Origin of the sequence: Bacillus niameyensis (assembly GCF_001375535.1) — a bacterium.
GTDB lineage: Bacteria > Bacillota > Bacilli > Bacillales > Bacillaceae_C > Lederbergia > Lederbergia niameyensis.
On the sequence record NZ_LN831197.1, the window covers coordinates 4,240,941 to 4,267,344 of the forward strand.

Here is a 26,404-nt window from a genome sequence, read left to right on the forward strand (position 1 = left end):
TTAATTAAGTTTAATAATACCCTGTTTCTTCATAATTTGGTCGAGGGGTGTATCCCGGAAACCCTGTGTGGGAGCCTTTTCCTTCCAAACGTGATAATCTTCTTTCAACCCGGTTCAATTGCCGCTCCATTTTTTGTACCTGGTTTTCTAATTGATTAACACGACGCTCTAATCCTGAGTTGTCTGGAAAACCTGGAAAGAATTGCTGTTGTTGTGGCATCATCTCTCCATGAAACTGTGGTGTCATGTCTCCATAAAAAGGAGATGGCATTTGACCGGGAAACTGAGGTAGCATTTGTTGACGAAAATCCATTTGACACGTCACTCCATTCTGTTATCTCTTTGCATCATTAGCCTATGTTATAGTCTCATATGTGTATGGGTAAATGCCTAATTAGAAGGAATTACTTTTTTGGGAGTGAAAAGATTGAGAATTGATAAGTTATTAGCTAATCAAGGTTTTGGGAGTAGAAAAGAAGTTAAAAAGCTTTTAAAAGATGGTAGTGTGACTGTTAATAACGAGATAGTAAAGGATGGAAAAACCCACATCAATCCAAATGATGATATAATTACTGTTTTTAATGAGGAAGTTGTGTATAAAGAGTTTATTTATTTGATGATGAATAAACCAGCAGGGGTTATTTCAGCAACAGAGGATGTGAGAGAACGAACGGTAGTTGATTTATTACATGAAGAAGATATCATCTTTCAGCCATTTCCCGTTGGTCGGTTAGATAAAGATACAGAAGGTTTACTTTTACTAACAAACGATGGGAAACTAGCTCATCAATTATTATCACCAAATAAAAATGTTCCAAAAACATATTTTGCTGTCATTAAAGGAATGGTAACTGAAGACGATGTAGAGAAATTTGCCAAAGGATTAAAACTCGATGATGGCTACATAACAAAACCGGGAAAATTAGAAATTTTAAAATCAGGACCATATTCCGATATAGAGATCACGATTACTGAGGGGAAATTTCATCAAGTAAAAAGAATGTTTGCTGCGGTAGATAAAGAAGTCGTGTTTTTGAAACGAATTTCTATGGGACCTCTCCTTCTTGATGAAGAACTAAAACTCGGAACTTATCGAGAACTAACGGATGAAGAACTTTTAATGTTAAAAGACGCAAACCAAAAAGACTGACCCTCAATGTTTGGGCAGTCCTTGTAGTACCCCCGATAAATATCAAATTCAGAATAAGAGATGAAAGTTATAATGGCTTATGTTAGTTTCACCTTTTTCGTTGTTGTTGTCCATTTTCCACGTTTAGGGCTGCTAATAAGCTCATTATATTCCAAAACATTTAAATCCCTTTGAATGGTGCGAGGAGTGCTCCCGAATTCTTCAGCAAGCTCTCGTGTTGTCACGGTACCATTTTCTAATATATAGATGTAAATGGCCTTAATTCGGTTAAGCATTCGATTTGTCGACGGATTCAAAAAACCACTCCCTCATTTTTAATCCAATGGCAGTAGGTTCTTACGTCTTTGCCCCTTCAAAGCGGCGGCTTTCCGATGATTAAATTCCCGCAGACAACTCCTTTTCCCTATTTTAATTTTTCAGACAGTTCTATTTTAACTCATTTATAAAAAAAATGGAAGGGCTATTTTGCAGGAATAAGGAGTGACCTGCAAAACTAGGACAATTATGAAACTTATCAAGCTTTAGCACCGTAAAAAATAGGGGGTGAATGCTTATGGCCATTTTAGATGTACATATAAAAGAAGCAGGTTATCAATTAAACGAGGCTGTCATTTCCAATATCTCCTTTTCTATTAATCAAGGAGAATTAATGGGAATGATTGGTTCTAATGGCGCAGGAAAAAGTACGACGATTAAAGCTATTTTGAATGATCTTCCTTTTATAGAAGGTCAAATTTCTAGGGCGCACGGAAGCCGATATGCTTATATACCTGAACGACCACTGTTTTATCAAGAATTAACTTTATGGGAGCACTTTGAGTTTGTTTCAGCTGTTGAGGAATTAGGCGAAGAGTATCTAAGTTATGCAAAAGAAATTTTACGGAAATTTCGATTAAGTCAACATTATCATGAGTTTCCGGGTAATTTTTCAAAAGGAATGCAACAAAAAGGAATGCTCGCTCTCGCTCTATTTACGAAACCAAGTTTATTAATTATAGATGAACCATTTATGGGATTAGATCCTCGTTCTACAAAGCTGTTATTAGACATGCTAGAGGAAGAGAGAAAGAATGGAACTGCAATTTTAATGTGTACTCATATTTTAGATACTGCACAACGGATTTGTGATTCATTCGTAATTGTTGAAAAAGGAAATATAAAAGCGAAAGGTACACTCGAAGAAGTATTATCCCAATGTGGTGCAACTGATAACAGTCTTTATTCGTGCATTACCATGGAGGATGATGAGTATGACGAGTAGGCAACTTTTATGGCAAAGACTTAAACAACATTGGAAAGGGCAATATGGTGTTTTAAAATCTGTCATCGATTGGACAGTTTTCGTTTATTTCGTTATACCTGCAACTGTAATATCATTCTTTGTGTATAAATCATGGTGGACAGAAATTCCGAGTTGGATGGATGGGATTCCTGTTGGCATACTTTTCTTGATTTTCTTTTTCCTTTTATGGGGCGATCATTTTTTAACTTTTGTACGGGAAGCAGATCGAATTTTTCTTAAAAGGAATGAAAAGCTATTCCTCGGGTTAAAACGAGGAGGAATTATATATTCTTATCTGTTTGAATGCTTGTCAGCCGCAGGCCTTTGTTTGGCGATTGCTCCTTTTTGGTTTCGTCATTTCGATTTGAACATTACTCAGTTGTTATTATTTGCATGTCTCTGGGTGTCGCTTAAATGGTTAATAATGGGGATAAAAGGGAAAGTCGATGTTATGATCCGCGGTTGGAGAAGTTTTCTGCGAGGAATTCCAATCTTTTTAGGGGCTCTTTTAATTTGGCAGTTTAGTTATAGCTTTTTCATTGATCAAGCATACTTACTATGTGTTGCTCTTATTTTCTTTAATAGTTTCATTTCGATTGCATTAGTACGCCCTCGCTTCACTTCTGTTTATAATTTTGAACGAGATCTCGCAATCGATCAGCTTGAAAAAAGTAAATGGACAGAGGCGATTTTTAGAATATCAATGGATATAGAAAAGATACCCATTTCTTATTCAAACCGTAAAAGTCCACGTCTTTATTCCCGATCCAACCGGATTTTTAAAAAGCGCACACCTAAAAATGGATTTTTGGAACTTTTTATTAAAGTAATAACTAGGGATAAACAATATATGTTAAGTTACTTCCAAATTATCGGCTGGACTTCAGCTGCAGCTTTCTTCTTACCTCCGATCTGGTTGAAAGTAGCGGTTGTCGGTAGTGGGTGTATTTTTCTCCTTAGTTGGATTGGAAATGTCTGGCATAAGGTGATTGCATCTCCTCCATTTACAAGGAAATATGCAAGTGAAGACGCGTTTTTTGTCGGGAAAAGGAGCGTGACGGCTGTCGCTGTTATTCCATTTCTTTTAATTGTTGGTTTAATAACTTACATAAGAATTTATATTTTCTATCAGCTATGAGGAAGATAATAGAGGTACAATATAATAGGATCATTAATCAAAGGAGTATGGACTTATGGAAAAAATAGATTGGCAAGTGGAAGTGGAGAGTAGGAAAGAAGAGTTGATTGCTGATTTGCAAGGCTTATTGCAGATCCCGAGTGTTTTAGATGAAAAAAATGCCACAGAAGATGCTCCACTTGGTGTCGACGTTAAGCGAGCGCTTGATTACATGTTATCCCTTGGAGAAAAAGATGGCTTTACAACGAAAAATTCCGGAAATGTTGCAGGACATCTTGAAATGGGCGAAGGAAAGAGATTGATCGGGGTTTTAGGACATGTTGACGTAGTTCCGGCAAGTGATGGTTGGTCGGTTGATCCATTTTCCGGAACTGTTAAGGATGATAGAGTTTATTCGCGTGGTGCTATCGATGATAAAGGCCCTACGCTTGCGGCATATTACGGAATGAAAATAGTAAAAGAATTAGGTCTGCCACTAAAGAAGCGAGTACGATTAATTATCGGAACAGATGAAGAAAGTGATTGGCGTTGTGTCGACCACTATTTCCAGCATGAGGAAATGCCTGATATGGGGTTTGCTCCAGATGCAGATTTTCCAATTATTATTGCCGAAAAAGGAATAGCGGATCTTGAATTAGTGCAAAATTTTTCTCCTGCTGAAATGAAAAGTTCGGATATAACATTAATTTCATTTACAGCGGGGCTCCGCTACAATATGGTACCTGATTATGCGAAGGCTGTTTTAGATATTAAAGCTGGGCATACTGAAATCATCCAATTATTCCAAGATTTCCTTGAACGCCGTGAGGTAACGGGAAACTATTATGTAGAAAGCGGCTACTCAGTATTAGAATTGGATGGAAAAGCTGCACACGGTTCCGAACCAGAGAAAGGAAAAAATGCCGGATTAATTTTAGCTGAGTTTCTAGCTTTGCTGGAACTAGACCAAAAAGGCAAAACATATGTTACAACTGCAGGGCAGTTGTTTGCTGATTCCCGTGGTCACGGTATAAATATAGTTTATAGTGACAAAATTTCAGGCGAACTAACTGTCAATATTGGAATCCTTTCTTATAACGAGCAGGATGGAGGACGTTTCGGCCTTACAATTCGCTACCCAGTCACATTTAATATGGAAATTGGCAAAGAAACAATTAAACAGGTCGCAGGAAACGTTGGCTTTACGATTGATAAATTTTCAAATTCTCATCCTCACCATGTTGAAGAGGATAGTGAATTGATTCAAGTTTTAAAAAATGTGTACGAAAAGCAAATGGGGGAAAAGGCGCAACTTTTAGCGATTGGCGGTGGAACGTATGCCCGCTCTCTTAAAATGGGGGTTGCGTTTGGAGCTTTATTTCCAGGAAGACCAGACGTTGCTCATCAAAAAGATGAATACATGGAATTGGCTGATTTACTAAAAGCAACGGCTATTTACGCTGAGGCCATTTACGAACTGGCAAGTAGGGAGTAAAATAAGTTCATCAGAATTTCCAGAAAAATAAGGGGATGTGCTTAATGGGTAAAGTAATTATTAATGATCAAATAACAGAGCGTTCAGAAGCCGTAATTGATATTGAAGATCGTGGCTATCAATTTGGAGATGGAGTTTACGAAGTAATCCGTATTTATGATGGATCCTTATTTACAGCAGAGGAACACTTGAACAGATTTTATCAAAGTGCTGAGAAAATCAAAATGATTGTTCCGTTTGATAAAAAACAATTGCGTGCTTTAGTGGAGCAACTTGTGAAAGAAAATCAAGTGAAAGACGGATCCCTTTATATGCAATTGACAAGAGGTGCTTCACCTCGTAACCATGTTTTCCCAGGGGAAGAAATTCAACCTGTTTTGACAGCTTACACGAAAGAGGTACCACGACCAGAAGAAGCAATGGCAAATGGTGTGAAAGCGATCGTTGTCGATGATATTCGCTGGCTTCGCTGTGATATAAAAAGTTTAAACCTACTTCCTAATATTTTGGCAAAACAAGAAGCAAGTGAACAAGGCTGCTTTGAAGCTATCCAACACCGTAATGGGTTAGTCACAGAAGGTTCTTCGTCTAATGCTTATATTATTAAAGACGGAAAAATTCAAACACATCCTGCAACGAACTTGATACTGAACGGTATTACACGCCAAGTAATTGCAAAACTATGTGCAGAAAATGACATTCCTTTTTCAGAAGAACCGTTCCACATAGATGATCTTTTTAATGCCGATGAAGTTTTTATATCAAGCACAACATCTGAAGTAATGCCCGTTATTCAAATTGATGAGCAAGTAATCGGGGATGGAAAACCAGGGCGTATTACGAGTCAATTACAATCTCTATTTGTTGCAAAAATTGAATCTGACAAACATAATAAGTGAAAGAATGAACTGCATTGCCATTAGCGCCCTATGAAACGGGCGCTAATGGCTTTAAATAGATTTATTTGAAAATCAAAGGGCAGGATAGGGGAATTGCTTGAAGGGAGTAAAGATCATGACGGCTGCTCATTATTTTTTTGCATTAGCTCTACCAGACGAAACGAAGCAAACTATATGGACAATCAGTGAAGAACTTCAATCAGCCCTACCTTTTAAAAAATGGGTTCATCCTGCTGATTACCATATAACGTTAGCCTTTTTAGGCTCTGCAGACGAACAGCAGTTGAAAGTCGCTCTTGGTCATGTTGAAGCTTGTTTAAATAACTATACAAACTTTCCAATGCAAATAAGTTTTATCGATTCATTTGGCAGTCGCATTTTATGGGCCGGTGTTGAGCCTTCAGATGAATTGAATCAGCTCCAAAAGCAAGTTTATTCAAGTTGTAAATTAGCAGGATTTCAACTTGAAACTCGTCCATTTACTCCACATATTACACTGGCTCGAAGATGGGGGGACGAACGACTCTTTGATCGGAAAGAGTTATCTGTATATAGGCCGAAGATTGATTTTACGGCTGTAGAAGTCGTCCTATACCGTACACATCCGGAGCAAACCCCGAAGTATGAAAAGATAAAATCGTTTTATTTTTAAGGATGATAGAAATGGCTCAATTGATTAAATTACAGGATTATATATCACGTTATGAAACGGACCTATCCAGATATCCTTCCCAGTATATTCGATTAAAAAAGCAACAATGGGAAAAGATTAAGGTCGCTTGGGAAATGGGAGAACTTGACGTTCACAAACAGCCAATCGTTGAAGAAGTGCCGGAAAAACGCAGTGTCTTTAATAAAATCAAACAGATTTTCAATCGTGATGAAGACGACTTTTTAAATAGAGAGTATGAAGAGGCTTTGTTAAGAGGGATGAATGAAGAGGAGTTGGACGTTTCTTTTTCCTTTAATGCAAACACGGAGCTAGAGTTAAAACAACAATTTCTCGATCACCTGCTAAAATTTCAGATAAAGTGGGCTAGTTCAACGATCGCAGAAAAGTCTTTTGTTGACTCGCGTTACTATGAGGATTTACGTTTAAAGCATTTTTTGCAAAGTTTTCCTGATCATACCTTATTGTTGTATGAACCGGTTTTCTTGTTGAAAAAAGCACCTGTTGAATTTGAGCTATTATTACTAACTCCCACAGATATTTGGTGTCTTGCCTTTTTGGAAGAAGAGGATGCGGTATATATTGGCTCTAATGATCACTTTTGGAGCATGAAAATAGGAGATCGGGAAACGAAGGTATTAAGTCCAATGATGTCAGCTAACCGAATGGGGAAAATAGTGAAACAACTTTTTACGTTAGCTGGGGTTGATCTTCCAATTCACAAGGTCATTGTTTCCAGAACAGGCTTTATAGATTATCCGGATGTGCCTAGTGACTTGCAATTCTTAGATAAACGTTCGTATGAAGAGTGGTTCCAAAAAATTCGGCATGCCCACTCACCCGTTAAAAGGATGCAAATGCAAGCAGCTAAAGTTCTTCTTGACTATTGTCAAACAACTTCCTTTCGTCGGCCAGAGTGGGAACATGATCGATTATAATGTAAAATGTAGGTATTCTCATAAATCTACTTGACGACAAAAGTCCTTTAACGCTAAAATTTAAAAGGATGGCTATAGTAGTCGATAGCTGTCTTTTTTATTCGAAAAGCGGAAGGCGGCGTTTAGCGACGTACAAGCTTTTATAATAAGGATGAACGGCTAAGGACGCGCCGTCCTAGCGCAACGCCGTTCTGACCAACATCCTGTTGGCCTGAGATAAAGGAAACACAGTGAGCCGATAGGCGAACTGATGTTGACTTATCGTAGGAAGAAGCTGAAAGTTTGCTAGTCGTTGCCGCCTGGAGCTAGACAACGAAAGTAACAACTTGAAATGCAATTACTATTTTGTTGACATAATTGAAGGTGAAATCAAAGTGGAACATTTATTGGGGCAGGATTGGGAAATTGTTTCAGCTGGCGGTGCAACAGGTGAAGCTTTTTTTGCAATCAAAGACGGGCAAAAGCTATTTCTCAAACGAAATTCATCTCCATTTTTAGCTGTTTTATCAGCTGAAGGTATTGTTCCAAAATTGATTTGGACAAGAAGAATGGAAAATGGGGATGTCATTACTGCCCAGCAATGTTTAATAGGTAGAGAATTTAATGCGGAGGAAATGGCTGGAGATCTTGCTCCCATGTTATTAAAAAAAATACATGAATCACGGCCGCTTTTAAATATGATGATTCGCATGGAAAAGACCCCTTACGCGCCCACTTCCATGCTCCAAGATATAGAATCCACACTAGACAGAGATTTCTTGGCTCTCCACGTTGTAAAAGACGCATTGAATTTCTTGAAAAGCGAGATCGCCCATATTCATTGTGATGAATGGGCGGTTTGCCATGGTGATGTCAATCATAATAATTGGTTGCTTTCAGAAGAAGGCGAAGTTTATTTGATTGATTGGGACAGTGCTGCGATTGCAGATCCGGCATTAGATTTAGGGCCTTTGCTACATTGGTATATACCGAAGAGTGACTGGGTGACTTGGCTGAATCATTATGGTACTGCCTTGACACCAGATTTAGAACTTCGCATGAAATGGTACACGATTGCCCATACCCTTCAATCAATTCAATGGCACAAGCAAAAGAACCACATGCCGGAGATGAAATATTGGTTGAAGGACTTGGAAAACTTTTACTATGAGTGAGCAGTCTAGGAAAAAGTGTTAATGACTTGAACCCACTGGGAGAGCTGTTCCTGGTGGGCATTTATATGCGAATCAGAATTGGACGAGTTTTTTCCAGATTGTGAATACGAATAGATATCATGTAAGAGCGGTTCCATGGCTTGAGGAACTGCATTATTCGCAAGTAAAGACTTGATTAGTCGCTCAACCTGTTCATATTCTGCTACAGAACCACAGCAATCTTCTAAATGATTATTTAATATATCTTGCAATAAATTGACTTGATCTTGGTGACTTAAAGACATCATACTCTTCCCTTCTGTAAGAATGTTGATTGTAGTTTGTGCAGATGTTTGGTCTTTATGCGGAGTTAAGTTTTTACGGAAGGTTATTGGTGTTTCAACAAAAGTAAATATAGAGGTGTAAAAAACGATGCGTGTAAGACATAAACCTTGGGCACGAGAAAGAATTGAACAGCATCCACAATATGTTATTCCTAATCCAGAATCATATATTGGAAAATGGAACAATCTTTTCGAAAACGACAATCCTATCCATATTGAAGTTGGGACTGGAAAAGGGCGTTTTATTACTGAAATGGCTCGTGTTCATCCAAATATTAATTATATTGGGATAGAACTTGCGGAAAGTGTAATTGTTTCTGCCCTTGATAAATTAATTGAAGCAGACTTGCCGAATGTTAAATTATTGAATACGAATGGTGAAGATTTGCGGAATTTTTTCGCGAAGAATGATGTTCAACGCGTTTATTTAAACTTCTCAGATCCATGGCCGAAGAATCGCCATGAAAAAAGACGTTTGACATATAAAACTTTCTTGAAAATTTACGAAGATATTCTTATAGATGGCGGAGAGATTCACTTTAAGACCGATAATCGCGGTTTATTTGAATATTCGCTTGTTAGCTTTTCAGAGTATGGAATGCTGTTGAAGGGTGTTTGGCTTGATCTTCATAAAAGCGAATTTGAAGGTAATATTATGACCGAATATGAAGAGAAGTTTTCTGCAAAGGGCCAACCGATCTATCGTTGTGAAGTAAAATATTTGTAAAAGCACACGTAAGTTTGCGTGTGCTTTTTTTTGGTAAGTAGCGTCGTAATTGTTAAAATTAATGGGTACACAAAATAAAATTTCGACAAAATTCGGGGCGTGCCAGGCACCCAAGGAGGGGGATCTTTTTATGGAGAGATTAGAATTAGGTAAGCTTACTTTGAGGTGGTTGAATGGAGGGGATAATTTTCTTGACGGAGGTGCGATGTTTGGAGTAGTGCCAAAACCATTGTGGTCAAGGAAATATCCTGTGAATGAAAAGAATCAAATTGAATTGCGCTGTGATCCAATCTTTTTACAAGTGAATGGAAAAAATGTCTTGATTGACACAGGGATTGGAAATGGAAAGTTAACAGAGAAACAACTACGTAATTTTGGTGTGACTGAACAATCATGTGTAGAAAGTGATTTGGCAAAAATTGGTTTAACCCCAAATGATATTGATGTTGTTTGTATGACTCATCTTCATTTTGATCATGCCAGTGGATTGACGAAACCTGTAGATGGCGACTTTGCATCGGTATTTCCGAATGCCGTTATTTACACGTCAGAAGTAGAGTGGGATGAGATGCGAAACCCAAATATACGTTCACAGAATACATATTGGAAAGAAAACTGGGAAGCTATTAAGGAGCAGGTTGTAACGTACAAAGAGGAAATTGTCATTGAAGATACAATTAAAATGATCCATACAGGGGGCCATAGCAATGGTCATTCAATTATTGTGATTGAAAGTGGTGGCGAGCGGCTAGTTCATATGGCGGATCTGATGCCGACTCATGCTCATCAAAATGTGTTATGGGTATTGGCTTATGATGATTATCCGATGGATTCGATTCGCGCCAAACAAAAATGGATTCATTCCATCATCGAGGCGGGTGATTGGTTTAGTTTTTATCATGATGCTTATTATCGTGCTCTAAAATGGAATGGAAATGGAAAGATCCTTACTTCAGTGAAAAGAAATCGATCCGATGACGGGACGTTGTTGGGAGAGTTAAGGAAATAGAGGCAAAGGTTGCGGAAAAATGCCTTTCACAAGGGTTTGCTCCCCCTTTCCATAGACTCTGAATCTTTGATCAATAACAAAAATAATTGTATTCGCTTCATCTATTTAAATAACTATATACAACTTCTGTAATAAGAGTTATATTTAGGAAATGAGAATTAGATGAAGGTGAAAAGATATGAATTTACCAAAATTAACAATTGTTGTTCCTTGTTACAATGAGGAAGAAGTTTTTACAACAACCTATGAAAAGTTAAGAGAAGTTTTACTAGAATTAATGGATGAAAACCTGATCGATGTTAAGAGTCATTTGATGTTTGTGGATGATGGCAGTAAAGACTCAACATGGGATCAAATAGCTACAGCGTATGAACAAGACACATGTGTCATCGGTGTAAAGCTGTCAAGAAATTTTGGGCATCAACGTGCATTATTAGCAGGTCTAGAAGAGGCTGAAAAAATTTCCGATTGTGTCATCTCTATCGATGCTGACCTGCAAGATGACATTCGGGTTATCAAGGATTTTGTTTTAAAATATTCAGAAGGCTATGATGTCGTTTATGGTGTACGAGATAGCCGAGAAACAGATACCTTTTTCAAAAGATCCACCGCGCTCGGCTTTTATCGTTTAATGGAAAAAATGGGATTACCACTAGTGAATAACCATGCAGATTATCGTTTATTAAGTAAACGAGCTTTATCTACTTTACTTCAATTTAAGGAAAAGAATCTTTTTTTACGGGGAATGGTTCCTTTAGTTGGATTTAAGTCGACACAAGTTTACTATGATCGGAAAGAGAGATTTGCTGGTGAATCAAAGTATCCTTTAGCCAAAATGATTTCTTTCGCGCTTGATGGGATTACATCTTTCAGTGTTAAACCAATTCGTTTAATATCCGTGATTGGTTTATTATCAGCATTAGTCAGTTTAATTGCTGGTATTTGGGCGTTAGTAGAAAAGTTTATGTCTGAACCTGTAAGTGGATGGGCGTCTCTCATGATTTCCATTTGGTTTATCGGGGGCTTAATGCTCATGAGTATTGGTCTTATTGGCGAGTACATTGGAAAAATTTATGAAGAAGTAAAAGATAGACCAAGATTTATTATTGAAGAATCATTGACGAGAGTTATGAACGAACAGGAAGCAATCCAGAAGGTGATGGAGTAATGCTCCGTCATTCTTTTTTGCGTTTTTTACTCGTTGGTGTCATGAATACAATAGTCGGTTTATCGATCATGTACCTTTGCCTAAGTCTCTTTCATTGGAATTACTGGGTTTCGACATTGATTGGAAATGCTGTCGGTGCGGTCGTTAGTTACTTTTTAAATAAACGCTTCACCTTTCAAAGTCAAGCTGCTTTTTCCACAAGTGCGTTCCGTTTTGTACTTGTTATCGTAGTCTGCTATTTCGTTTCTTATAAAATAGGCCTAGTAGTAACAGAATGGGGATTGGAAAAAAGTCTGTTGATACCAATGACATATGTTAACGAGGTCGCAGTGTTGATTGGCAGTGGGTTGTATACAATCACTAATTATCTCGGTCAAAAGTTTTTCGTATTTAACAAGTAAACAGATAGGGAGAACATTTATGGTAAGACAAGTTTTTTCGAATAGAAAGCTATTGCTGATCCTTGCCTCCATAATGATTGGAGTGTGGGTCGCCCCTTATTTTATCTTTGGGCAGGATGCGCATATGCGTGTTCATGATAATCTGGATTCCAATTTGGCATGGTATAAAGTATTAAAAGAAAGTGGTCAATTATTTGCGCCTAGTGATGTGGCAATCCCTCAAATTATGAATGGGGAATTATCGCGTGATGCATTTTACTCGCAATTTTATGCAATGGTCGCTTTATTTATGATGTTTCCGCCTTTAATTGCTTACGGACTAAGTCAACTTATTACAAGAGCACTTGCCTTTTTAGGGATGTATTTATTATTAAAAAAATATGTCATGAAAGAGGATGTACCTTTTATTCAAGTAGGTGTCGCTCTTTTATTCGCACTCACACCTTACTGGCCATCTGGGATGTTAAGTATTTTAGGGATGCCATTAGCACTATGGGCTTTTTTAAACATTCGTAACGGGGAAAAGTCGTGGAAAAACTATTTAATTTTAACGATTTTGCCGTTTCTATCAAGCTTCGTTCTCGGTTTCTTCTTTTTCTTAACGGCAATCGGAATCTTTTGGGTTGTTGATTTAATTAGAACGAAAAAGTGGAATCTGCGTTTCCTTTTTGCGATCGTTTATATGACGATTATCTATTTATTGATTGATTATCGTTTAGTCGGCTCCATGCTAATGCCACATGAACCGACGAACCGAGATGTGTTTGTTGCTTCGAAAAACACTTTCGGTCGGTCTATTCAATTAATATTTAAAAACTATATCATTGGTCATAATCAGGATCGCTCTGTCCATGAAATTATTATCTTACCACTCGCTCTCATACTATTACTTTATATCATCGTGTCGAAGCAGTGGAAAAAGGAAAAATTATTTATTGCTTTACATATTTCTCATTTTCTTTTATCAACTTGGTATGCGTTTTGGTGGTATGAGGCTTGGCAGCCGTTGAAAGATAAAATAAATATATTAACAACTTTCAATTTTTCACGGTACCATTATTTTAGTGCGATAATTGTCTATGCATTATTTGCCCTATCTCTGCTTATTCTATGGCGAAAGGGAAAGTGGGGGCGCTGGATCGCCATTACATGTGCTGCTCTTCAATTTTTGGCGTTGGTTCCTTATAATGAGCAAATTGCCTATAAAAATTCACCAAGCTATCGGGAGTTTTTTGCAGAAGCACAATTTACAGAAATAAAGGATTACATTGGTCAACCAGTTGAAGATTATCGTGTGGTAAGTATTGGAATACACCCAGATATCGCTCAATATAATGGCATGTATACACTAGATTCATATAATAATATTTACCCATTAACGTATAAAGATGAATTTCGAGAAATCATAGCGCCTGAGCTTGCGAAGAATAAAAAATTACAGACCTACTATGACGAGTGGGGAGGAAGATGTTATATCTTCGTTGATGAACTTGGGAAGAAATATGAGTATTCGAAATACAAAAATAAGAAAGTTGAAAACTTAGAGCTTAATACGGGGCAATTGAAAAAAATGGGTGGAGAGTTCATTATTTCAAGTGTAGAAATTGTAAATGCTACGGAAAATAATTTAGCTTTAGAGAAGGAATTCAAGCATCCAGATTCGTTCTGGAATATTTACTTATATAAAGTGCAGTAACTAAAGGTGCCTGTCACGCCCCGAATTTTGTCGAATCGACAAAATTCGGGGCGTGACAGGTACTAAACTTAGAGTGGATATACGTCCAAAATACTGCCTGTGAAGGCATCGGCAATAAATTCAAATTGCTGACGTTCTTCATTATGGGTGCGCATAATCCCCCCGCGGTACACCTTTGTTTTTACTGGGTACTTTTGATAATCCTCAGGTTTCATTTGCATCCACGAACCATCAATGCTGCCTTCTTTTTTAAAAGTGTTTTTAACATCATCCAATACTTTTTCAGGAGAAAGCGGCATTTTTTCATCTAAAACTTTGCGAAGACAATAGCCTCCAATTAGGCCGGCAACTGTTCCAGCGAGAAATGATTTCCAATTCACAAGTCATACCTCCAATGTTAATCGGTATTTCTAGTATACAGGAATTGTGTATTTTGAAAAGATTTGGTGAACAAAAAATGTAACCGATTCACAAAACTGTTATAATCTAGAAAAAGATAAAAATAGGAGAGGAAGTCCAATGAATATAGCACCTGAGAAGCAATTTACGAAGACAGATGATCCCATTTCAATTGAAATACCAATAAAACGTCCTACAGTTGAGCCTGTAGTCGTTCAAGTAATGGAACATGTAAAGTTTGATCATGCTCATCCGCCTGTTGAAAATGAAGTAACTCTCCCAGAGGGCAATTGGGAAAAGGTTATTCTTACGATAACAGGTGATCAAGAAGGCAGACAATTTGATCGAATTATGCATATTTGGGCAGGGAATACTCAAATTTTTGCTGGTTGCACACCAGAACCGACGAAAGATGGGATTATGTGGAAATTAGAAAAGGATATTACACTCTATCTACCAATACTTTCTGGTAAAAAGACATTTACGACGCAGCTTGAAAACTATATGGATGAGCTTCATACGGGAATCCCTAATATGTCTTATTATTTGGAGTTTTTCCCATCAGAAGAAAAAGAAATCACTCAAAAATCGTGGGAAATGAAAATCCCTGATTCTATTATCCCGATTTTAAATGCACCAAAGCCTTATATGATTGAGAAAGATGGCATAATGGACGTGCCTTTGACTCTGCCAAATGATATGAAGGAACTTTATTTAGATTTATATGTTATTCATCAAAACAAAGACGAATTTTTCTGGTCATTGAATCCAGCATTTCGTGAGGTTGAAATTTTCATAGATGATCAACCAGCTGGCGTTGTCTGGCCAGAGCCTATTTTATATACGGGTGGAGTGAATCCTTTACTGTACAGACCTGTAAGTGGACTGCGTTCCATGAACTTGCCAACATTTATAATAAATTTAACACCTTTTGCTGGCCTTCTAGGCGGCGAGCATAAACTATCCATTCGTGTTGAAAATAATATGAATTATTGGTTGATCGGAGGCTCACTTTTCCTTTATCAAAATAATGGAATTCCGACAAAAGGTAAAATTGTAAAAAATACAATGAAATTTCCTAGTCAAGCCTATTCTACGAAAACGAGCGTGCTAGATTCGGAGCAAGACATTCTCACTACTGAAGAAGCAAAAATGGCTTATGTAATTGAGGGAGAAATTGAAACTGAAGAGGGGCTTTTTACATCTAAAATTGAATCTAGTTTGCAATACTCTAATGATAAATCATCGATAGAGTCAGCTAACTGGCAAATAGATCACGGTGCTCAAGTAGTTACTACAGATGAAACACTTTACAAATCAGAGCAAATAGTGAAAAAACAACATCGTGAGACAACGTATACACTCGATTGTTCCTCCAGTTATATTCGCGACAGTGAAAAGAAAGGGATCAGCATGAACTCAAATTTATCGCAAATATTCACGGAGGTTTGTGAGTTTGATAGTTTAGAGCTAGCAAAGCCATACAACAGTACATTGCATTTGAATTCACAAGCCTATGCAGTTTTACAACGAATGAACGAAGAAGCAAGTGCTACACATGCCAATACAACTGCTCATATTAATTTCCAAGATTCCGCTAATCAGGATTACCAAAAAACAATCATGACCCGCGGCGGAAGAGTTTACTATGTGCACGAAACAAAGTAGTAGGGGATTAATCCCCTGCTAATCTATTGCAAAAAAGGGGTGTTTTCCATTACACAGTTGGAGGAAAAAATCTTATCCATACAAGATTTGACGATGCGCTTTATTGATAAACAAGTTTTGAATGGAATCAACCTTGATGTGTACCGCGGTCAAATCATCGGTTATATTGGCCCTAACGGAGCAGGGAAAAGTACGACTTTAAAGATAATGCTAGGTTTAGTTGACGGTTATGGTGGAAAGGTAGAAATTTTTGGTCAAGATATAGCGACAAGTGGTCAGGATTACAAAAAAAGAATAGGCTATGTACCGGAAAGTGCAGATCTATATGAGAACTTAACACCAGCTGAATATTTAACTTTTATCGGTGAATTGTACGGCTTGCAACGCAATGATGCTGAACAAAAGGCACTAAAACTAATGGAAGTATTTAATTTAGAGGATGTTTTTCATAAACGAATTTCTTCATTTTCTAAAGGTATGCGGCAAAAAGTATTAATTATTTCGGCTTTACTACACGATCCGGATCTCATTTTTCTAGATGAACCTTTAAGTGGTCTTGATGCAAATAGTGTCATTATGATGAAAGATATTATGGAACGGCTTGCGCAAAGCGGCAAAACGATATTCTATTCCTCTCATATAATGGATGTCGTTGAAAAGATTAGCAACCGCATCGTTCTATTAGTGGATGGAAATGTTGCGGCTGATGGTAGTTTTGAGCAATTGCAAAAGCAAAGTGAGCAAGGCTCTTTAGAAGAAATTTTTAATAGTTTAACAGGCTATGATCAACATAAAGAATCTGCAAAGAATTTTGTTGCGATCGTCCAAGGCAGGGTTGAAAATGACTGAGTTTCGTTTTCTAAAATTGCTCGATGTTTTTAAGCCATTTTTTCGAATGGTGAAAGTAGATTATTCCATAATGAGAAGAATTCTTGAAACGAAACTTCTTATGGATCAAAGACGAACACCGACGATTTTTGCTAATCGGCCAGAATCAAAACAAAAAGGCAATCAGTTTTTAAAATCATTGGGAATTTATGCCCTCTATGGTTTGCTGTTGATTATGTTTGTAATAATGAAACAACATTATATGTTTCAAATGAGCATTGTTTTTTCCATTACTTTATTTTTATTAATGACGACTTTGATTTCAGATTTTTCAACTGTCCTATTAGATGTGAGAGACAAGACTATTTTACATACGAAACCATTGAATTTAAGGACAGTCAACGCTGCAAAGCTCATACATATTTCGTATTATATGGCGATGATTACGGGAGCTTTTATTCTAATACCATCAATTGTGATTCTATTTAGACAAGGGACCTTATTTTTCTTAATCTTTGTATTAGAAATAATACTAGTTATCCTCTTTATCATGACTTTTACTGCACTGATTTATCTGTTTATTTTAAAAGTATTCGGGAGCGAGCAACTGAAGGATATTATAAATTATGTCCAAATCATCCTTTCGGTTGGAGTGGTCGTCGGTTATCAAGTAGCCATTCGTGCTTTCAATTTTGTTGACTTACAATTCTCTTATACATTTGAGTGGTGGCACTTTTTCATTCCGCCGATTTGGTTTGCTGCACCATTTGAATTATTAATTAGCCACAATATCGCTAGCGAATATATTGTTTTATCGATATTAGCCATAGTTATGCCGATAGTTTCACTTTTCGCCTATATATGGCTAATGCCAAGCTTTGAACGTAATTTGCAGAAATTAATGGGAGAAACTGGTGTTATTAAGAAAAGACATTTGAATCTATGGGAGAAAATCGTTTGTTTTGATGATGAGGAAAAGATGTATTTCCGTTTTGCATCGTTAATGATGAGCAGAGAGCGGGAGTTTAAGTTAAAAGTTTATCCTCTTCTTGGAATGGCACTAGTTTTTCCGTTTATTTTTGTTATGAACGCCATTATGTCTGAGGAAACTCTAATAAATAGTAAGGTTCATTTGAATATTTATTTTAGTACGATTATTGTCGGTACAGTTGTTCATATGATAAAATTCTCCAAAAACTATAAAGCTGGTTGGATATTCCATGCGATTCCATTAAAATCTGAGAAACGTTTTTATAGTGCGGCATTGAAAGCATTTCTTGTACGATTATATTTGCCGATTTATCTTATCGTATCGATCATATTTATGGTTATTTTTTCATGGCGAATCTGGCCAGATTTATTGATTGTATTTGTTAGTGCAGTGTTAATGACAGTTCTTGCATATAAAGTTATTAATAATGAGAGATTTCCGTTTACGAGGCCTGTAGAAAGTGCACAAGAAGGAATAAATTCCTTTAAAGTATTTCTCGTGATTTTTGTAGCTGGTGCTTTTGCGGGACTTCATTTAATAGTGTTGAGGATTCCGTATGGAATAATTGGCTATTTTATCGTCCTCGTTCTTATAACAGGTGTGCTTTGGAAATGGACTTTCGGAGTTAAAAAAATGGTTTGATCTATATTAATTCGTTAAACTAAAAGGGTAGGAGGTAGGAAAATGAATCAACAAACAATGGATTTATTTAAAACATTGACAGAACTTCCCGCTATTGCAGGAAATGAGTATGCTGTCAGAAGTTTTATGAGAGAAGAGTTAAAAAAATATGCTGATGAGGTTGTCCAAGATCGGCTAGGCGGAATTTTCGGTGTGAAACGCGGGGAAGAAGCAGGGCCAACTATCATGGTCGCTGGACATATGGATGAAGTTGGATTCATGGTTACCGGAATTACGGATAATGGGATGATCCGTTTTCAACCGATCGGGGGCTGGTGGAATCAAGTTTTACTTGCTCAAAGGGTACATATTGTAACAGAAGCAACTACAATTGACGGAGTAATCAGTTCGATACCACCCCATTTGTTAACAGATGCACAACGCAGTAAGCCAATGGATATTAAAAACATGTTGATCGATATTGGTGCAGACGATCGTAAAGATGCTGAAGCAATCGGCATTCGTCCTGGTCAAATGATCGTTCCGGTCTGTCCGTTTACTCCTTTAGCGAATCCAAAGAAAATTATGGCGAAAGCATGGGATAATCGGTATGGCTGTGGTTTATCGATTGAGTTGTTGAAGGAGCTACAAGGAGAAGCATTGCCTAACGTTCTTTATTCCGGAGCAACAGTTCAGGAAGAGGTTGGGCTCCGCGGAGCTGCAACTGCAGCCAATATGATTAACCCGGATATCTTTTTTGCATTAGATGCTAGTCCGGCTAATGATGCTTCAGGTGACAAGAATGAATTTGGCCAACTTGGTAAAGGAACATTGCTTCGTATCTTAGACCGCTCAATGGTGACACATAAAGGGATGCGCGAATTTATTTTGGATACAGCTGAATCAAATGATATTCCGTATCAATACTTTGTATCTCAAGGTGGAACGGATGCAGGACGAGTTCATACCGCTAATAATGGCGTCCCGAGTGCAGTCGTTGGGATCTGTTCACGTTATATTCATACATCTTCATCTATTATCCACGTCGATGACTATGCAGCAGCGAAAGAATTGCTCGTTAAGTTAGTGAAAGCAAGTGATCGTGCAACGGTAGACGCAATTAAACAGAAATAATAGTGAAAAAAATGACCCCTTGTGGGTCATTTTTTTATTTATAGTGTGCCTGTCACGCCCCGAGTTTTGTCGAATTCGACAAAACTCGGGGCGTGACAGGCACCTTTAGGGTTTTCCCTACTATGAATAGGTGTTTCCCTAATAGGAAGTGTTTGCCACTTCTTTGATAATAAGAAGTAAGAAGAATCATCATTTGTTTCTTTAAGCGATGATGGGGGAGGGAAATCTGTCCAATGAAAAAGAAGAAATTTGGACTCAAGTTTTTTAAACCGACTGAACGGTATTCGGGAAATTGGTCAATTCTTGAAGAGAAAAGCAGAGAATGGGAAAAAATGTATCGCCAACGTTGGTCTCATGATAAAGTTGTCCGAACAACTCATGGAGTGAACTGTACGGGATCTTGCAGCTGGAAAGTCTTTGTGAAAAATGGAATTATTACTTGGGAAAATCAGCAAATTGATTATCCTTCTTGTGGACCAGATATGCCAGAATTTGAACCAAGGGGTTGTCCGCGCGGAGCGTCATTCTCTTGGTATGAATATAGTCCGTTGCGGGTGAAATACCCTTATATGCGTGGCCGGTTATGGAGATTTTGGAAACAAGCATTAAAAGAACATGATAATCCAGTTGATGCTTGGGCAAGTATTGTCGAAAATCCAGAAAAGGCAAAAGCGTACAAACAAGCCCGCGGTAAAGGCGGTCATGTACGTGTATCATGGCAAGATGCTACAAAATTAATATCGGCGCAACTTATTTATACGATTAGAAAATATGGCCCTGATCGGATTGCCGGTTTTACACCAATTCCAGCGATGTCGATGATCAGCTATGCATCAGGAGCTCGTTTTATTTCGCTTCTTGGTGGAGAAATGCTTAGCTTTTATGATTGGTACGCCGATCTTCCACCTGCATCACCGCAAATTTGGGGAGATCAAACAGATGTACCTGAATCATCCGATTGGTACAATGCTGGTTATTTAATTATGTGGGGTTCAAACGTTCCGCTAACAAGGACGCCAGATGCTCATTTTATGACAGAAGTCCGTTATAAAGGAACAAAAGTCGTATCAGTTGCTCCAGATTATGCGGAAAATGTTAAGTTTGCCGATAACTGGTTAGCTCCAAATCCTGGAACAGATGCTGCAATTGCGCAAGCAATGACCCATGTTATCCTAAATGAATTTTATCAAGAACGAAAAGAACCAATGTTTTTGAATTATGCCAAACAATACACTGATATGCCATTTCTCATCATGTTGGATAAGCATGAGGGAAAGTATAAAGCTGGTCGCTTCCTTCGAGCTAGTGACCTTGGAGATTCATCCCAACATTCCGAATGGAAACCTGTCATTTTTGATGAGGCTGCTGATGAAATCATTGTTCCAAACGGCACGATGGGTCAACGTTGGGAAGAAGATAAAAAATGGAACTTGATCCTTGAAAGAGAGGATGGCACAGTAATTCAACCAGCTCTTTCGATAGAAGGGCATGATTCCGAGTGGACAGAAATTATTTATCCTTATTTTGATAACGCCGGAAATGGCACATTTACTAGACCGATCCCAGTAAAAACGATTAAACTCGCTGATGGTTCGGAACGTCTCGTTGCTACTGTCTATGATTTAATGCTTAGTCAATATGGTGTGAAAAGAATCGGAAGTAAATTGGAAGCGCAAAGTTATGATGATGCCGAGTCCCATTATACTCCAGCATGGCAAGAAAAAGTGACTGGCGTAAAACCAGCACTCGTCGTTCAAATTGCTCGTGAGTTTGCCCAAAATTCACTTGATACGAAAGGTCGCTCGATGATTATTATGGGGGCAGGGATTAATCACTGGTTTAATAGTGATACCATTTATCGGGCGATTTTAAATCTAGTGATCTTAACAGCTTCTCAAGGAGTGAACGGTGGCGGCTGGGCACATTACGTAGGCCAAGAAAAATGTCGTCCTATCGAAGGTTGGTCAACTGTCGCTTTTGCAAAAGATTGGCAAGGTGCACCAAGACAGCAGAACGCTACATCTTTCTTCTATTTCGCAACTAATCAGTGGAAATATGAAGAGTTGGGCACAGGATCATTGAAATCGCCGACTGGAGGAAAAATTAAATATGAACATCCAGCTGATTATAATGTTCTAGCTGCACGGCTCGGTTGGTTGCCATCTTATCCGCAGTTTAATAAAAATAGTCTTATTTTTGCTGAAGAGGCTGCTAAATTAGGCAAAGAATCGAATGAAGAGATTATCGAACATGCTGTTGACCAAGTAGTGTCAGGTGAAACGCAGTTTGCAATTGAAGATCCAGATGCTCCAGAAAATTTTCCACGGACACTGTTTGTTTGGCGTTCGAATCTAATTTCAAGCTCCGCTAAGGGTCAAGAGTATTTTATGAAACATTTACTTGGCACACATAATGGCCTGCTCTCCTCACCGAATGAGGAGGAAAAACCTGAGGAAATTAAGTGGCGTGAAGAGGTAGAGGGAAAACTCGATTTACTTGTGGCACTCGATTTTCGGATGACAGCAACTCCATTATATGCGGATATTGTTTTGCCAGCTGCGACTTGGTATGAAAAAACGGATTTGTCATCGACAGATATGCATCCATTTGTTCATCCATTCAATCCAGCAATTGATCCGCTTTGGGAATCACGCTCTGACTGGGATATTTATCGGACCCTTGCGAAGGAATTTTCGGAAATGGCGAAGGATCATTTACCTGGAAAATATAAAGACGTAGTAATCTCGCCACTTACACACGATTCAAAAGGTGAAATCGCGCAAGCTCTCGGTGAAGTAAAAGACTGGAAAAAAGGTGAAGTTGATCCGATTCCGGGGAAAACAATGCCGAACTTCTCAATCGTGGAACGTGATTACACACAGATTTACGATAAATATGTTTCGTTAGGACCTAATGTAGAAACTGGAAAAGTTGGTGCTCATGGAGTTAGCTTCTCGGTTGCAGAAGAGTATGAAGAGCTGAAAAAAATCAACGGAACTTACTTTGATGAGACGATTAAATCAGGCAAACCAAAATTGCATACTGCACGTCATGCGGCTGACGCTGTTCTCAATATATCATCTGCAACAAACGGTCGTGTATCACAAAAAGCATGGATCGAAGCAGAAAAAGAACATGGAGTGGAATTAAAAGATATTTCTGCCGACCGTGCTGCAGAAAAAATTACTTTCCAAAGTATTACGATTCAACCAAGGGAAGTAATTCCTACCCCGGTTTTTAGCGGGTCGAATAAAATGGGCAGACGTTATTCACCTTTTACAACGAATATCGAACGACTTGTCCCATTTCGAACATTGACAGGCCGGCAACATTTCTATGTTGACCATGAAGTTTTCCTCCAATTTGGAGAGAGTTTACCAGTTTACAAGCCAACATTACCGCCTATGGTATTTGGACCGCGTGATAAGCAAATTGTCGGTGGGCAAGATTCTCTTGTGCTTCGTTATTTAACACCACACGGAAAATGGAATATTCATAGCACGTACCAAGATAATTTACACATGTTAACTCTCTTCCGTGGCGGCCCGACGGTTTGGATGAGTGATCTAGATGCAAAAGCCCATGATATTCATGATAATGACTGGGTTGAAGTCTATAACCGAAACGGTGTTGTAACAGCTAGAGCAGTAGTTAGTCATCGGATGCCAAAAGGCACAATGTTCATGTACCATGCGCAAGACAAACATATTAATGTGCCAGGTTCAGAGATTACCGATACACGCGGAGGCAGTCACAATGCTCCAACGAGAATTCATATGAAGCCGACGCAAATGGTTGGCGGCTATGCCCAGATTAGCTATGGGTTTAACTATTATGGACCAATCGGGAACCAACGGGATGAATATGTTGCCGTTCGGAAGATGAAGGAGGTAAATTGGCTTGAAGATTAAAGCGCAAGTGGCAATGGTGATGAACCTAGATAAATGTATTGGCTGCCATACATGCAGCGTTACATGTAAAACGACCTGGACTAATCGTCCGGGTGCAGAATATATGTGGTTTAATAACGTGGAAACAAAGCCTGGAATTGGCTATCCACAACGATGGGAAGATCAGGAAAAATATAAAGGCGGTTGGCGCTTAAAAAATGGCAAACTTGAATTAAATTCGGGAAGTAAGCTTGAAAAAATTGCGCTCGGGAAGATCTTTTATAATCCTGATATGCCAGAAATGAAAGATTACTATGAACCATGGACATATAACTATGAACATTTAACAAACTCAGGTGAGAAGAAACATCAGCCAGTAGCACGTCCAAAATCAGCTATTACTGGTGAAAAAATGGATCTTAATTGGGGACCAAACTGGGAAGATGACTTAGCAGGTGCTCATATTACCGGCCCAACTGATCCTAATATCGAAAAAATTGAGGAAGAGATCAAATTTAATTTTGAAAAAGCCTTTATGATGTATTTGCCACGGCTTTGTGAACATTGCTTAAATCCAAGCTGTGTCGCCTCTTGTCCTTCAGGTGCGATGTATAAGCGTGATGAAGATGGGATTGTCCTTGTTGACCAGGAATCTTGCCGTGGTTGGCGTTATTGTATGACTGGTTGCCCATATAAAAAAGTATATTTTAACTGGCAAACGAATAAAGCAGAAAAATGTACATTCTGTTTCCCACGAATCGAAGCGGGGCTTCCTACCGTTTGTTCGGAAACATGTACAGGTCGAATTCGTTATTTAGGCGTCTTGCTATATGATGCGGACCGCGTACTTGAAGCAGCCGCAACACCAGATGAAAAAGATCTTTATAAAGCGCAATGCGATCTATTTCTTGATCCAAACGATCCTGAAGTAATTGAACAGGCAAGAAAAGATGGTATTTCTGAAGACTGGATAGAAGCAGCACAAAACTCGCCAGTTTATAAACTAGCGATTGAGTATAAATTGGCATTCCCGCTTCATCCAGAATATCGTACGCTGCCAATGGTTTGGTATGTGCCGCCATTAAGCCCAATAATGAACTATTTTGAAGGAAAAGATTCGATTAAAAATCCGGATGCCATTTTCCCTGCAATTGAAGAAATGCGCATTCCGATCCAATATTTAGCGAATTTGCTGACAGCTGGTGATACCGAAACAGTGAAAGAAGCTCTCCAAAGAATGGCAATGATGCGTTCTTACATGCGTGCTCTTTCTTCTGGGAAAGAATTTGATGAAAGCCGTTTGGATCGCATTGGCTTAACCGCACATCAAACTCGGGCAATGTATCGTCTCCTTGCTATTGCAAAATATGAAGATCGTTTCGTCATCCCAACTTCACATAAAGAAGGGTATATGGATCCATATCGTGCTCAAGGTCAAGAAGGATTTGGATCTGACTGTGATGGTTGTGGTCCGATTCATGTGACACAAGGTAAGAGTGGTAAAGAAATCTACGAAGAAAATTTCTATGGGGGTATTTGGCGTGATTGATCTCGAAAAGTTATATCAACACAAAGATGCTTTTGGATTTTTTGCCCAAATGCTTTCCTATCCTGAAAAGCAGTATTTCCATCCGGCGGTTTTGGAGGAGTCAATAGACTCTTCCCATCCAGCCTATGCACACATTAAGATATTTTGGGATTTGATTCATGAGTTCAATCTTGATGAAATGGAAGAAATGTACACAGCTACATTTGACTTTCAAAAAAACTCGGCTCTTTTCATGACCTATTTTAAATATGAAGATGGGAAAGAGCGGGGACAAATGTTGGCAAAATTAAAAGTGATGTATGAAATGTATGGACTTGAAATGCCAGCCCACGAGTTATCAGATTACTTGCCACTTATGTGTGAATTTTTATATGCAGCCGAATGGGGAGGGGATCCGCGCTCACCACAAAGTTTTTCGATCCTATTCGCCGTATTAGAGGATGGAACGTACCATCTATTAAAATCACTTGAAAAAGATAAAAGCCCTTATTTTCACTTAGTGAAAGGTTTAAGGGAAACTTTGAGAACATGTGTAAAACAGGGGGAAACGACACATGAACATGCTTAGCCAATTTCTATGGGTAATCCTACCTTACTTATGTATAGCTGTTTTTATTGTTGGACATATTTTTCGCTATCGCACTGATAAATTCAACTGGACAGCCAAATCCAGTGAATTTATCGAAAAAAAGCAGCTTATGGTAGGAAGTATTTTATTCCATCTTGGCATCATTCCCGTTATTTTAGGCCATGTATCTGGTTTAGGGATACCGAAATCTTGGACACAAGCGTTAGGAATCAGTGACCATTTGTATCATATGGGAGCTTTGTACGGCGGAGGCTTTTTTGGTGTTCTTACACTGGCAGGAATGATTATTTTGACTGCTCGACGTTTTACGATTAAAAGTGTGAGAAAATTAAGCTCCGCTTCTGATTTAATCGTGAATGTTCTCCTATTATTTATTGTTTTTATGGGGATGTTTTCTACAATTGTCACGAATGTAGTTCAACCTGAATTTGATTATCGAGAATCTATTTCGGTATGGTTTCGTGGACTGTTGATCCTCCGTCCAGACGCTTCTTTAATGGCAGATGTCCCTGTTTCTTTTAAAATTCACGTTCTCTCCGGATTCATCATTTTCGGTTTATGGCCATTCACAAGACTTGTTCACGTTTGGAGCGTTCCATTGAATTACGTAGGAAGAAGTTATATTATTTATAGGAAGCATCGCGCGAGTTAACAATAATTCTGGATCTTGGTATTACGGGAAAACTGTCCATAATAACGTAATATA

At 38.3% G+C, this 26,404-nt stretch carries 25 protein-coding genes; 21 read left to right on the plus strand and 4 right to left on the minus strand.

Annotated elements, in window-relative coordinates; genetic code table 11:
- Nucleotides 1-10 precede the first annotated feature (10 nt).
- Nucleotides 11-313: a hypothetical protein gene (locus BN1243_RS19595; RefSeq protein WP_062109665.1), complete on the minus strand. Its 303-nt coding sequence runs from the start codon at nt 311-313 to the stop codon at nt 11-13.
- A 114-nt stretch (nt 314-427) separates the two neighbouring features.
- Between BN1243_RS19595 and BN1243_RS19600 the strand changes: the two genes are divergently transcribed.
- Nucleotides 428-1,150, plus strand: a complete 723-nt coding sequence (locus BN1243_RS19600; protein ID WP_062109667.1) for a pseudouridine synthase — start codon at nt 428-430, stop codon at nt 1,148-1,150.
- A 77-nt stretch (nt 1,151-1,227) separates the two neighbouring features.
- On the opposite strand, the gene BN1243_RS19605 is transcribed toward BN1243_RS19600, so the two are convergent.
- On the minus strand, nt 1,228-1,446 hold the full coding sequence (locus BN1243_RS19605; protein WP_062109669.1) for a DeoR family transcriptional regulator: 219 nt from the start codon (nt 1,444-1,446) through the stop codon (nt 1,228-1,230).
- Between the two features lie 257 nt (nt 1,447-1,703).
- Here BN1243_RS19605 and BN1243_RS19610 point away from each other — a divergent pair, with 257 nt between their 5' ends.
- The 7 genes from BN1243_RS19610 (at nt 1,704) to BN1243_RS19640 (ending at nt 8,705) form a co-directional block, all read left to right on the plus strand.
- Nucleotides 1,704-2,411 (plus strand): ABC transporter ATP-binding protein, encoded by a 708-nt coding sequence (locus BN1243_RS19610; RefSeq protein WP_062109671.1) that lies wholly within the window; start codon nt 1,704-1,706, stop codon nt 2,409-2,411.
- Nucleotides 2,401-3,570 carry an ABC transporter permease gene (locus BN1243_RS19615; RefSeq protein ID WP_062109673.1) on the plus strand — a complete coding sequence of 390 codons (1,170 nt, stop codon included), beginning with the start codon at nt 2,401-2,403 and terminating at the stop codon, nt 3,568-3,570. The genes BN1243_RS19610 and BN1243_RS19615 overlap by 11 nt, the downstream gene beginning before the upstream one ends.
- Before the next feature lie 55 nt (nt 3,571-3,625).
- Nucleotides 3,626-5,044 carry a dipeptidase PepV gene (gene pepV, locus BN1243_RS19620; protein ID WP_062109675.1) on the plus strand — a complete coding sequence of 473 codons (1,419 nt, stop codon included), beginning with the start codon at nt 3,626-3,628 and terminating at the stop codon, nt 5,042-5,044.
- A gap of 44 nt (nt 5,045-5,088) precedes the next feature.
- Nucleotides 5,089-5,943: a D-amino-acid transaminase gene (gene dat, locus BN1243_RS19625; protein WP_062109677.1), complete on the plus strand. Its 855-nt coding sequence runs from the start codon at nt 5,089-5,091 to the stop codon at nt 5,941-5,943.
- A gap of 97 nt (nt 5,944-6,040) precedes the next feature.
- Nucleotides 6,041-6,595, plus strand: coding sequence for an RNA 2',3'-cyclic phosphodiesterase (gene thpR / locus BN1243_RS19630; RefSeq protein ID WP_154669907.1), 555 nt, complete (start codon nt 6,041-6,043; stop codon nt 6,593-6,595).
- 11 nt (nt 6,596-6,606) lie between these two features.
- A complete protein-coding gene (locus BN1243_RS19635; protein ID WP_062109681.1) occupies nt 6,607-7,551 on the plus strand; it encodes an NERD domain-containing protein in 945 nt (314 codons plus the stop codon).
- Between the two features lie 374 nt (nt 7,552-7,925).
- Nucleotides 7,926-8,705, plus strand: coding sequence for a phosphotransferase family protein (locus BN1243_RS19640; protein WP_062109683.1), 780 nt, complete (start codon nt 7,926-7,928; stop codon nt 8,703-8,705).
- A gap of 5 nt (nt 8,706-8,710) precedes the next feature.
- Here the strand turns inward: BN1243_RS19640 and BN1243_RS19645 are convergent, their stop codons facing one another.
- Nucleotides 8,711-8,989 (minus strand): YtzH-like family protein, encoded by a 279-nt coding sequence (locus tag BN1243_RS19645; protein WP_062110804.1) that lies wholly within the window; start codon nt 8,987-8,989, stop codon nt 8,711-8,713.
- Nucleotides 8,990-9,116: 127 nt separating this feature from the next.
- Here BN1243_RS19645 and trmB point away from each other — a divergent pair, with 127 nt between their 5' ends.
- The 5 genes from trmB (at nt 9,117) to BN1243_RS19670 (ending at nt 14,029) form a co-directional block, all read left to right on the plus strand.
- A complete protein-coding gene (gene trmB / locus BN1243_RS19650) occupies nt 9,117-9,755 on the plus strand; it encodes a tRNA (guanosine(46)-N7)-methyltransferase TrmB (RefSeq protein ID WP_062109685.1) in 639 nt (212 codons plus the stop codon).
- A 130-nt stretch (nt 9,756-9,885) separates the two neighbouring features.
- Nucleotides 9,886-10,764: a YtnP family quorum-quenching lactonase gene (locus BN1243_RS19655; RefSeq protein WP_062109687.1), complete on the plus strand. Its 879-nt coding sequence runs from the start codon at nt 9,886-9,888 to the stop codon at nt 10,762-10,764.
- A gap of 178 nt (nt 10,765-10,942) precedes the next feature.
- Complete coding sequence (locus BN1243_RS19660; RefSeq protein WP_062109689.1) at nt 10,943-11,932, plus strand: glycosyltransferase family 2 protein; 990 nt, start codon at nt 10,943-10,945, stop codon at nt 11,930-11,932.
- Nucleotides 11,932-12,333 carry a GtrA family protein gene (locus tag BN1243_RS19665; RefSeq protein ID WP_062109691.1) on the plus strand — a complete coding sequence of 134 codons (402 nt, stop codon included), beginning with the start codon at nt 11,932-11,934 and terminating at the stop codon, nt 12,331-12,333. The genes BN1243_RS19660 and BN1243_RS19665 overlap by 1 nt, the downstream gene beginning before the upstream one ends.
- Nucleotides 12,334-12,352: 19 nt before the next feature.
- Nucleotides 12,353-14,029, plus strand: a complete 1,677-nt coding sequence (locus BN1243_RS19670; protein ID WP_062109693.1) for a DUF6044 family protein — start codon at nt 12,353-12,355, stop codon at nt 14,027-14,029.
- A gap of 68 nt (nt 14,030-14,097) precedes the next feature.
- On the opposite strand, the gene BN1243_RS19675 is transcribed toward BN1243_RS19670, so the two are convergent.
- Nucleotides 14,098-14,409, minus strand: a complete 312-nt coding sequence (locus tag BN1243_RS19675) for a PepSY domain-containing protein (protein WP_062109695.1) — start codon at nt 14,407-14,409, stop codon at nt 14,098-14,100.
- A 139-nt stretch (nt 14,410-14,548) separates the two neighbouring features.
- Between BN1243_RS19675 and BN1243_RS19680 the strand changes: the two genes are divergently transcribed.
- The 8 genes from BN1243_RS19680 to narI all read left to right on the plus strand — a co-directional run bounded on the left by BN1243_RS19680 (nt 14,549) and on the right by narI (nt 26,350).
- Nucleotides 14,549-16,096, plus strand: a complete 1,548-nt coding sequence (locus tag BN1243_RS19680) for a peptide-N4-asparagine amidase (protein ID WP_062109697.1) — start codon at nt 14,549-14,551, stop codon at nt 16,094-16,096.
- Nucleotides 16,097-16,189: 93 nt separating this feature from the next.
- Nucleotides 16,190-16,945, plus strand: coding sequence for an ABC transporter ATP-binding protein (locus BN1243_RS19685; RefSeq protein WP_195892165.1), 756 nt, complete (start codon nt 16,190-16,192; stop codon nt 16,943-16,945).
- Nucleotides 16,938-18,557 (plus strand): hypothetical protein, encoded by a 1,620-nt coding sequence (locus BN1243_RS19690; RefSeq protein WP_062109699.1) that lies wholly within the window; start codon nt 16,938-16,940, stop codon nt 18,555-18,557. The genes BN1243_RS19685 and BN1243_RS19690 overlap by 8 nt, the downstream gene beginning before the upstream one ends.
- Nucleotides 18,558-18,599: 42 nt before the next feature.
- Nucleotides 18,600-19,670, plus strand: a complete 1,071-nt coding sequence (locus BN1243_RS19695) for a M42 family metallopeptidase (protein ID WP_062109701.1) — start codon at nt 18,600-18,602, stop codon at nt 19,668-19,670.
- A gap of 233 nt (nt 19,671-19,903) precedes the next feature.
- A complete protein-coding gene (locus BN1243_RS19700; RefSeq protein WP_062109703.1) occupies nt 19,904-23,581 on the plus strand; it encodes a nitrate reductase subunit alpha in 3,678 nt (1,225 codons plus the stop codon).
- Nucleotides 23,571-25,109, plus strand: coding sequence for a nitrate reductase subunit beta (gene narH / locus BN1243_RS19705; RefSeq protein ID WP_062109705.1), 1,539 nt, complete (start codon nt 23,571-23,573; stop codon nt 25,107-25,109). Before BN1243_RS19700 ends, narH begins: the two co-directional genes overlap by 11 nt.
- Nucleotides 25,102-25,677 (plus strand): nitrate reductase molybdenum cofactor assembly chaperone, encoded by a 576-nt coding sequence (gene narJ, locus BN1243_RS19710; RefSeq protein ID WP_062109707.1) that lies wholly within the window; start codon nt 25,102-25,104, stop codon nt 25,675-25,677. Before narH ends, narJ begins: the two co-directional genes overlap by 8 nt.
- A complete protein-coding gene (narI, locus tag BN1243_RS19715; protein WP_062109709.1) occupies nt 25,664-26,350 on the plus strand; it encodes a respiratory nitrate reductase subunit gamma in 687 nt (228 codons plus the stop codon). The genes narJ and narI overlap by 14 nt, the downstream gene beginning before the upstream one ends.
- Nucleotides 26,351-26,404 lie beyond the last annotated feature (54 nt).

What these genes read in the sequence shown, in the direction of transcription:
- BN1243_RS19595 (WP_062109665.1), bottom strand. Translation starts at nt 313, where the DNA reads ATGGATTTTCGTCAACAAATGCTACCTCAGTTTCCCGGTCAAATGCCA.
- BN1243_RS19610 (WP_062109671.1), top strand. Translation starts at nt 1,704, where the DNA reads ATGGCCATTTTAGATGTACATATAAAAGAAGCAGGTTATCAATTAAAC.
- BN1243_RS19615 (WP_062109673.1), top strand. Translation starts at nt 2,401, where the DNA reads ATGACGAGTAGGCAACTTTTATGGCAAAGACTTAAACAACATTGGAAA.
- pepV (WP_062109675.1), top strand. Translation starts at nt 3,626, where the DNA reads ATGGAAAAAATAGATTGGCAAGTGGAAGTGGAGAGTAGGAAAGAAGAG.
- dat (WP_062109677.1), top strand. Translation starts at nt 5,089, where the DNA reads ATGGGTAAAGTAATTATTAATGATCAAATAACAGAGCGTTCAGAAGCC.
- BN1243_RS19635 (WP_062109681.1), top strand. Translation starts at nt 6,607, where the DNA reads ATGGCTCAATTGATTAAATTACAGGATTATATATCACGTTATGAAACG.
- BN1243_RS19645 (WP_062110804.1), bottom strand. Translation starts at nt 8,989, where the DNA reads ATGTCTTTAAGTCACCAAGATCAAGTCAATTTATTGCAAGATATATTA.
- trmB (WP_062109685.1), top strand. Translation starts at nt 9,117, where the DNA reads ATGCGTGTAAGACATAAACCTTGGGCACGAGAAAGAATTGAACAGCAT.
- BN1243_RS19655 (WP_062109687.1), top strand. Translation starts at nt 9,886, where the DNA reads ATGGAGAGATTAGAATTAGGTAAGCTTACTTTGAGGTGGTTGAATGGA.
- BN1243_RS19660 (WP_062109689.1), top strand. Translation starts at nt 10,943, where the DNA reads ATGAATTTACCAAAATTAACAATTGTTGTTCCTTGTTACAATGAGGAA.
- BN1243_RS19665 (WP_062109691.1), top strand. Translation starts at nt 11,932, where the DNA reads ATGCTCCGTCATTCTTTTTTGCGTTTTTTACTCGTTGGTGTCATGAAT.
- BN1243_RS19670 (WP_062109693.1), top strand. Translation starts at nt 12,353, where the DNA reads ATGGTAAGACAAGTTTTTTCGAATAGAAAGCTATTGCTGATCCTTGCC.
- BN1243_RS19680 (WP_062109697.1), top strand. Translation starts at nt 14,549, where the DNA reads ATGAATATAGCACCTGAGAAGCAATTTACGAAGACAGATGATCCCATT.
- BN1243_RS19685 (WP_195892165.1), top strand. Translation starts at nt 16,190, where the DNA reads ATGCGCTTTATTGATAAACAAGTTTTGAATGGAATCAACCTTGATGTG.
- BN1243_RS19690 (WP_062109699.1), top strand. Translation starts at nt 16,938, where the DNA reads ATGACTGAGTTTCGTTTTCTAAAATTGCTCGATGTTTTTAAGCCATTT.
- BN1243_RS19695 (WP_062109701.1), top strand. Translation starts at nt 18,600, where the DNA reads ATGAATCAACAAACAATGGATTTATTTAAAACATTGACAGAACTTCCC.
- BN1243_RS19700 (WP_062109703.1), top strand. Translation starts at nt 19,904, where the DNA reads ATGAAAAAGAAGAAATTTGGACTCAAGTTTTTTAAACCGACTGAACGG.
- narI (WP_062109709.1), top strand. Translation starts at nt 25,664, where the DNA reads ATGAACATGCTTAGCCAATTTCTATGGGTAATCCTACCTTACTTATGT.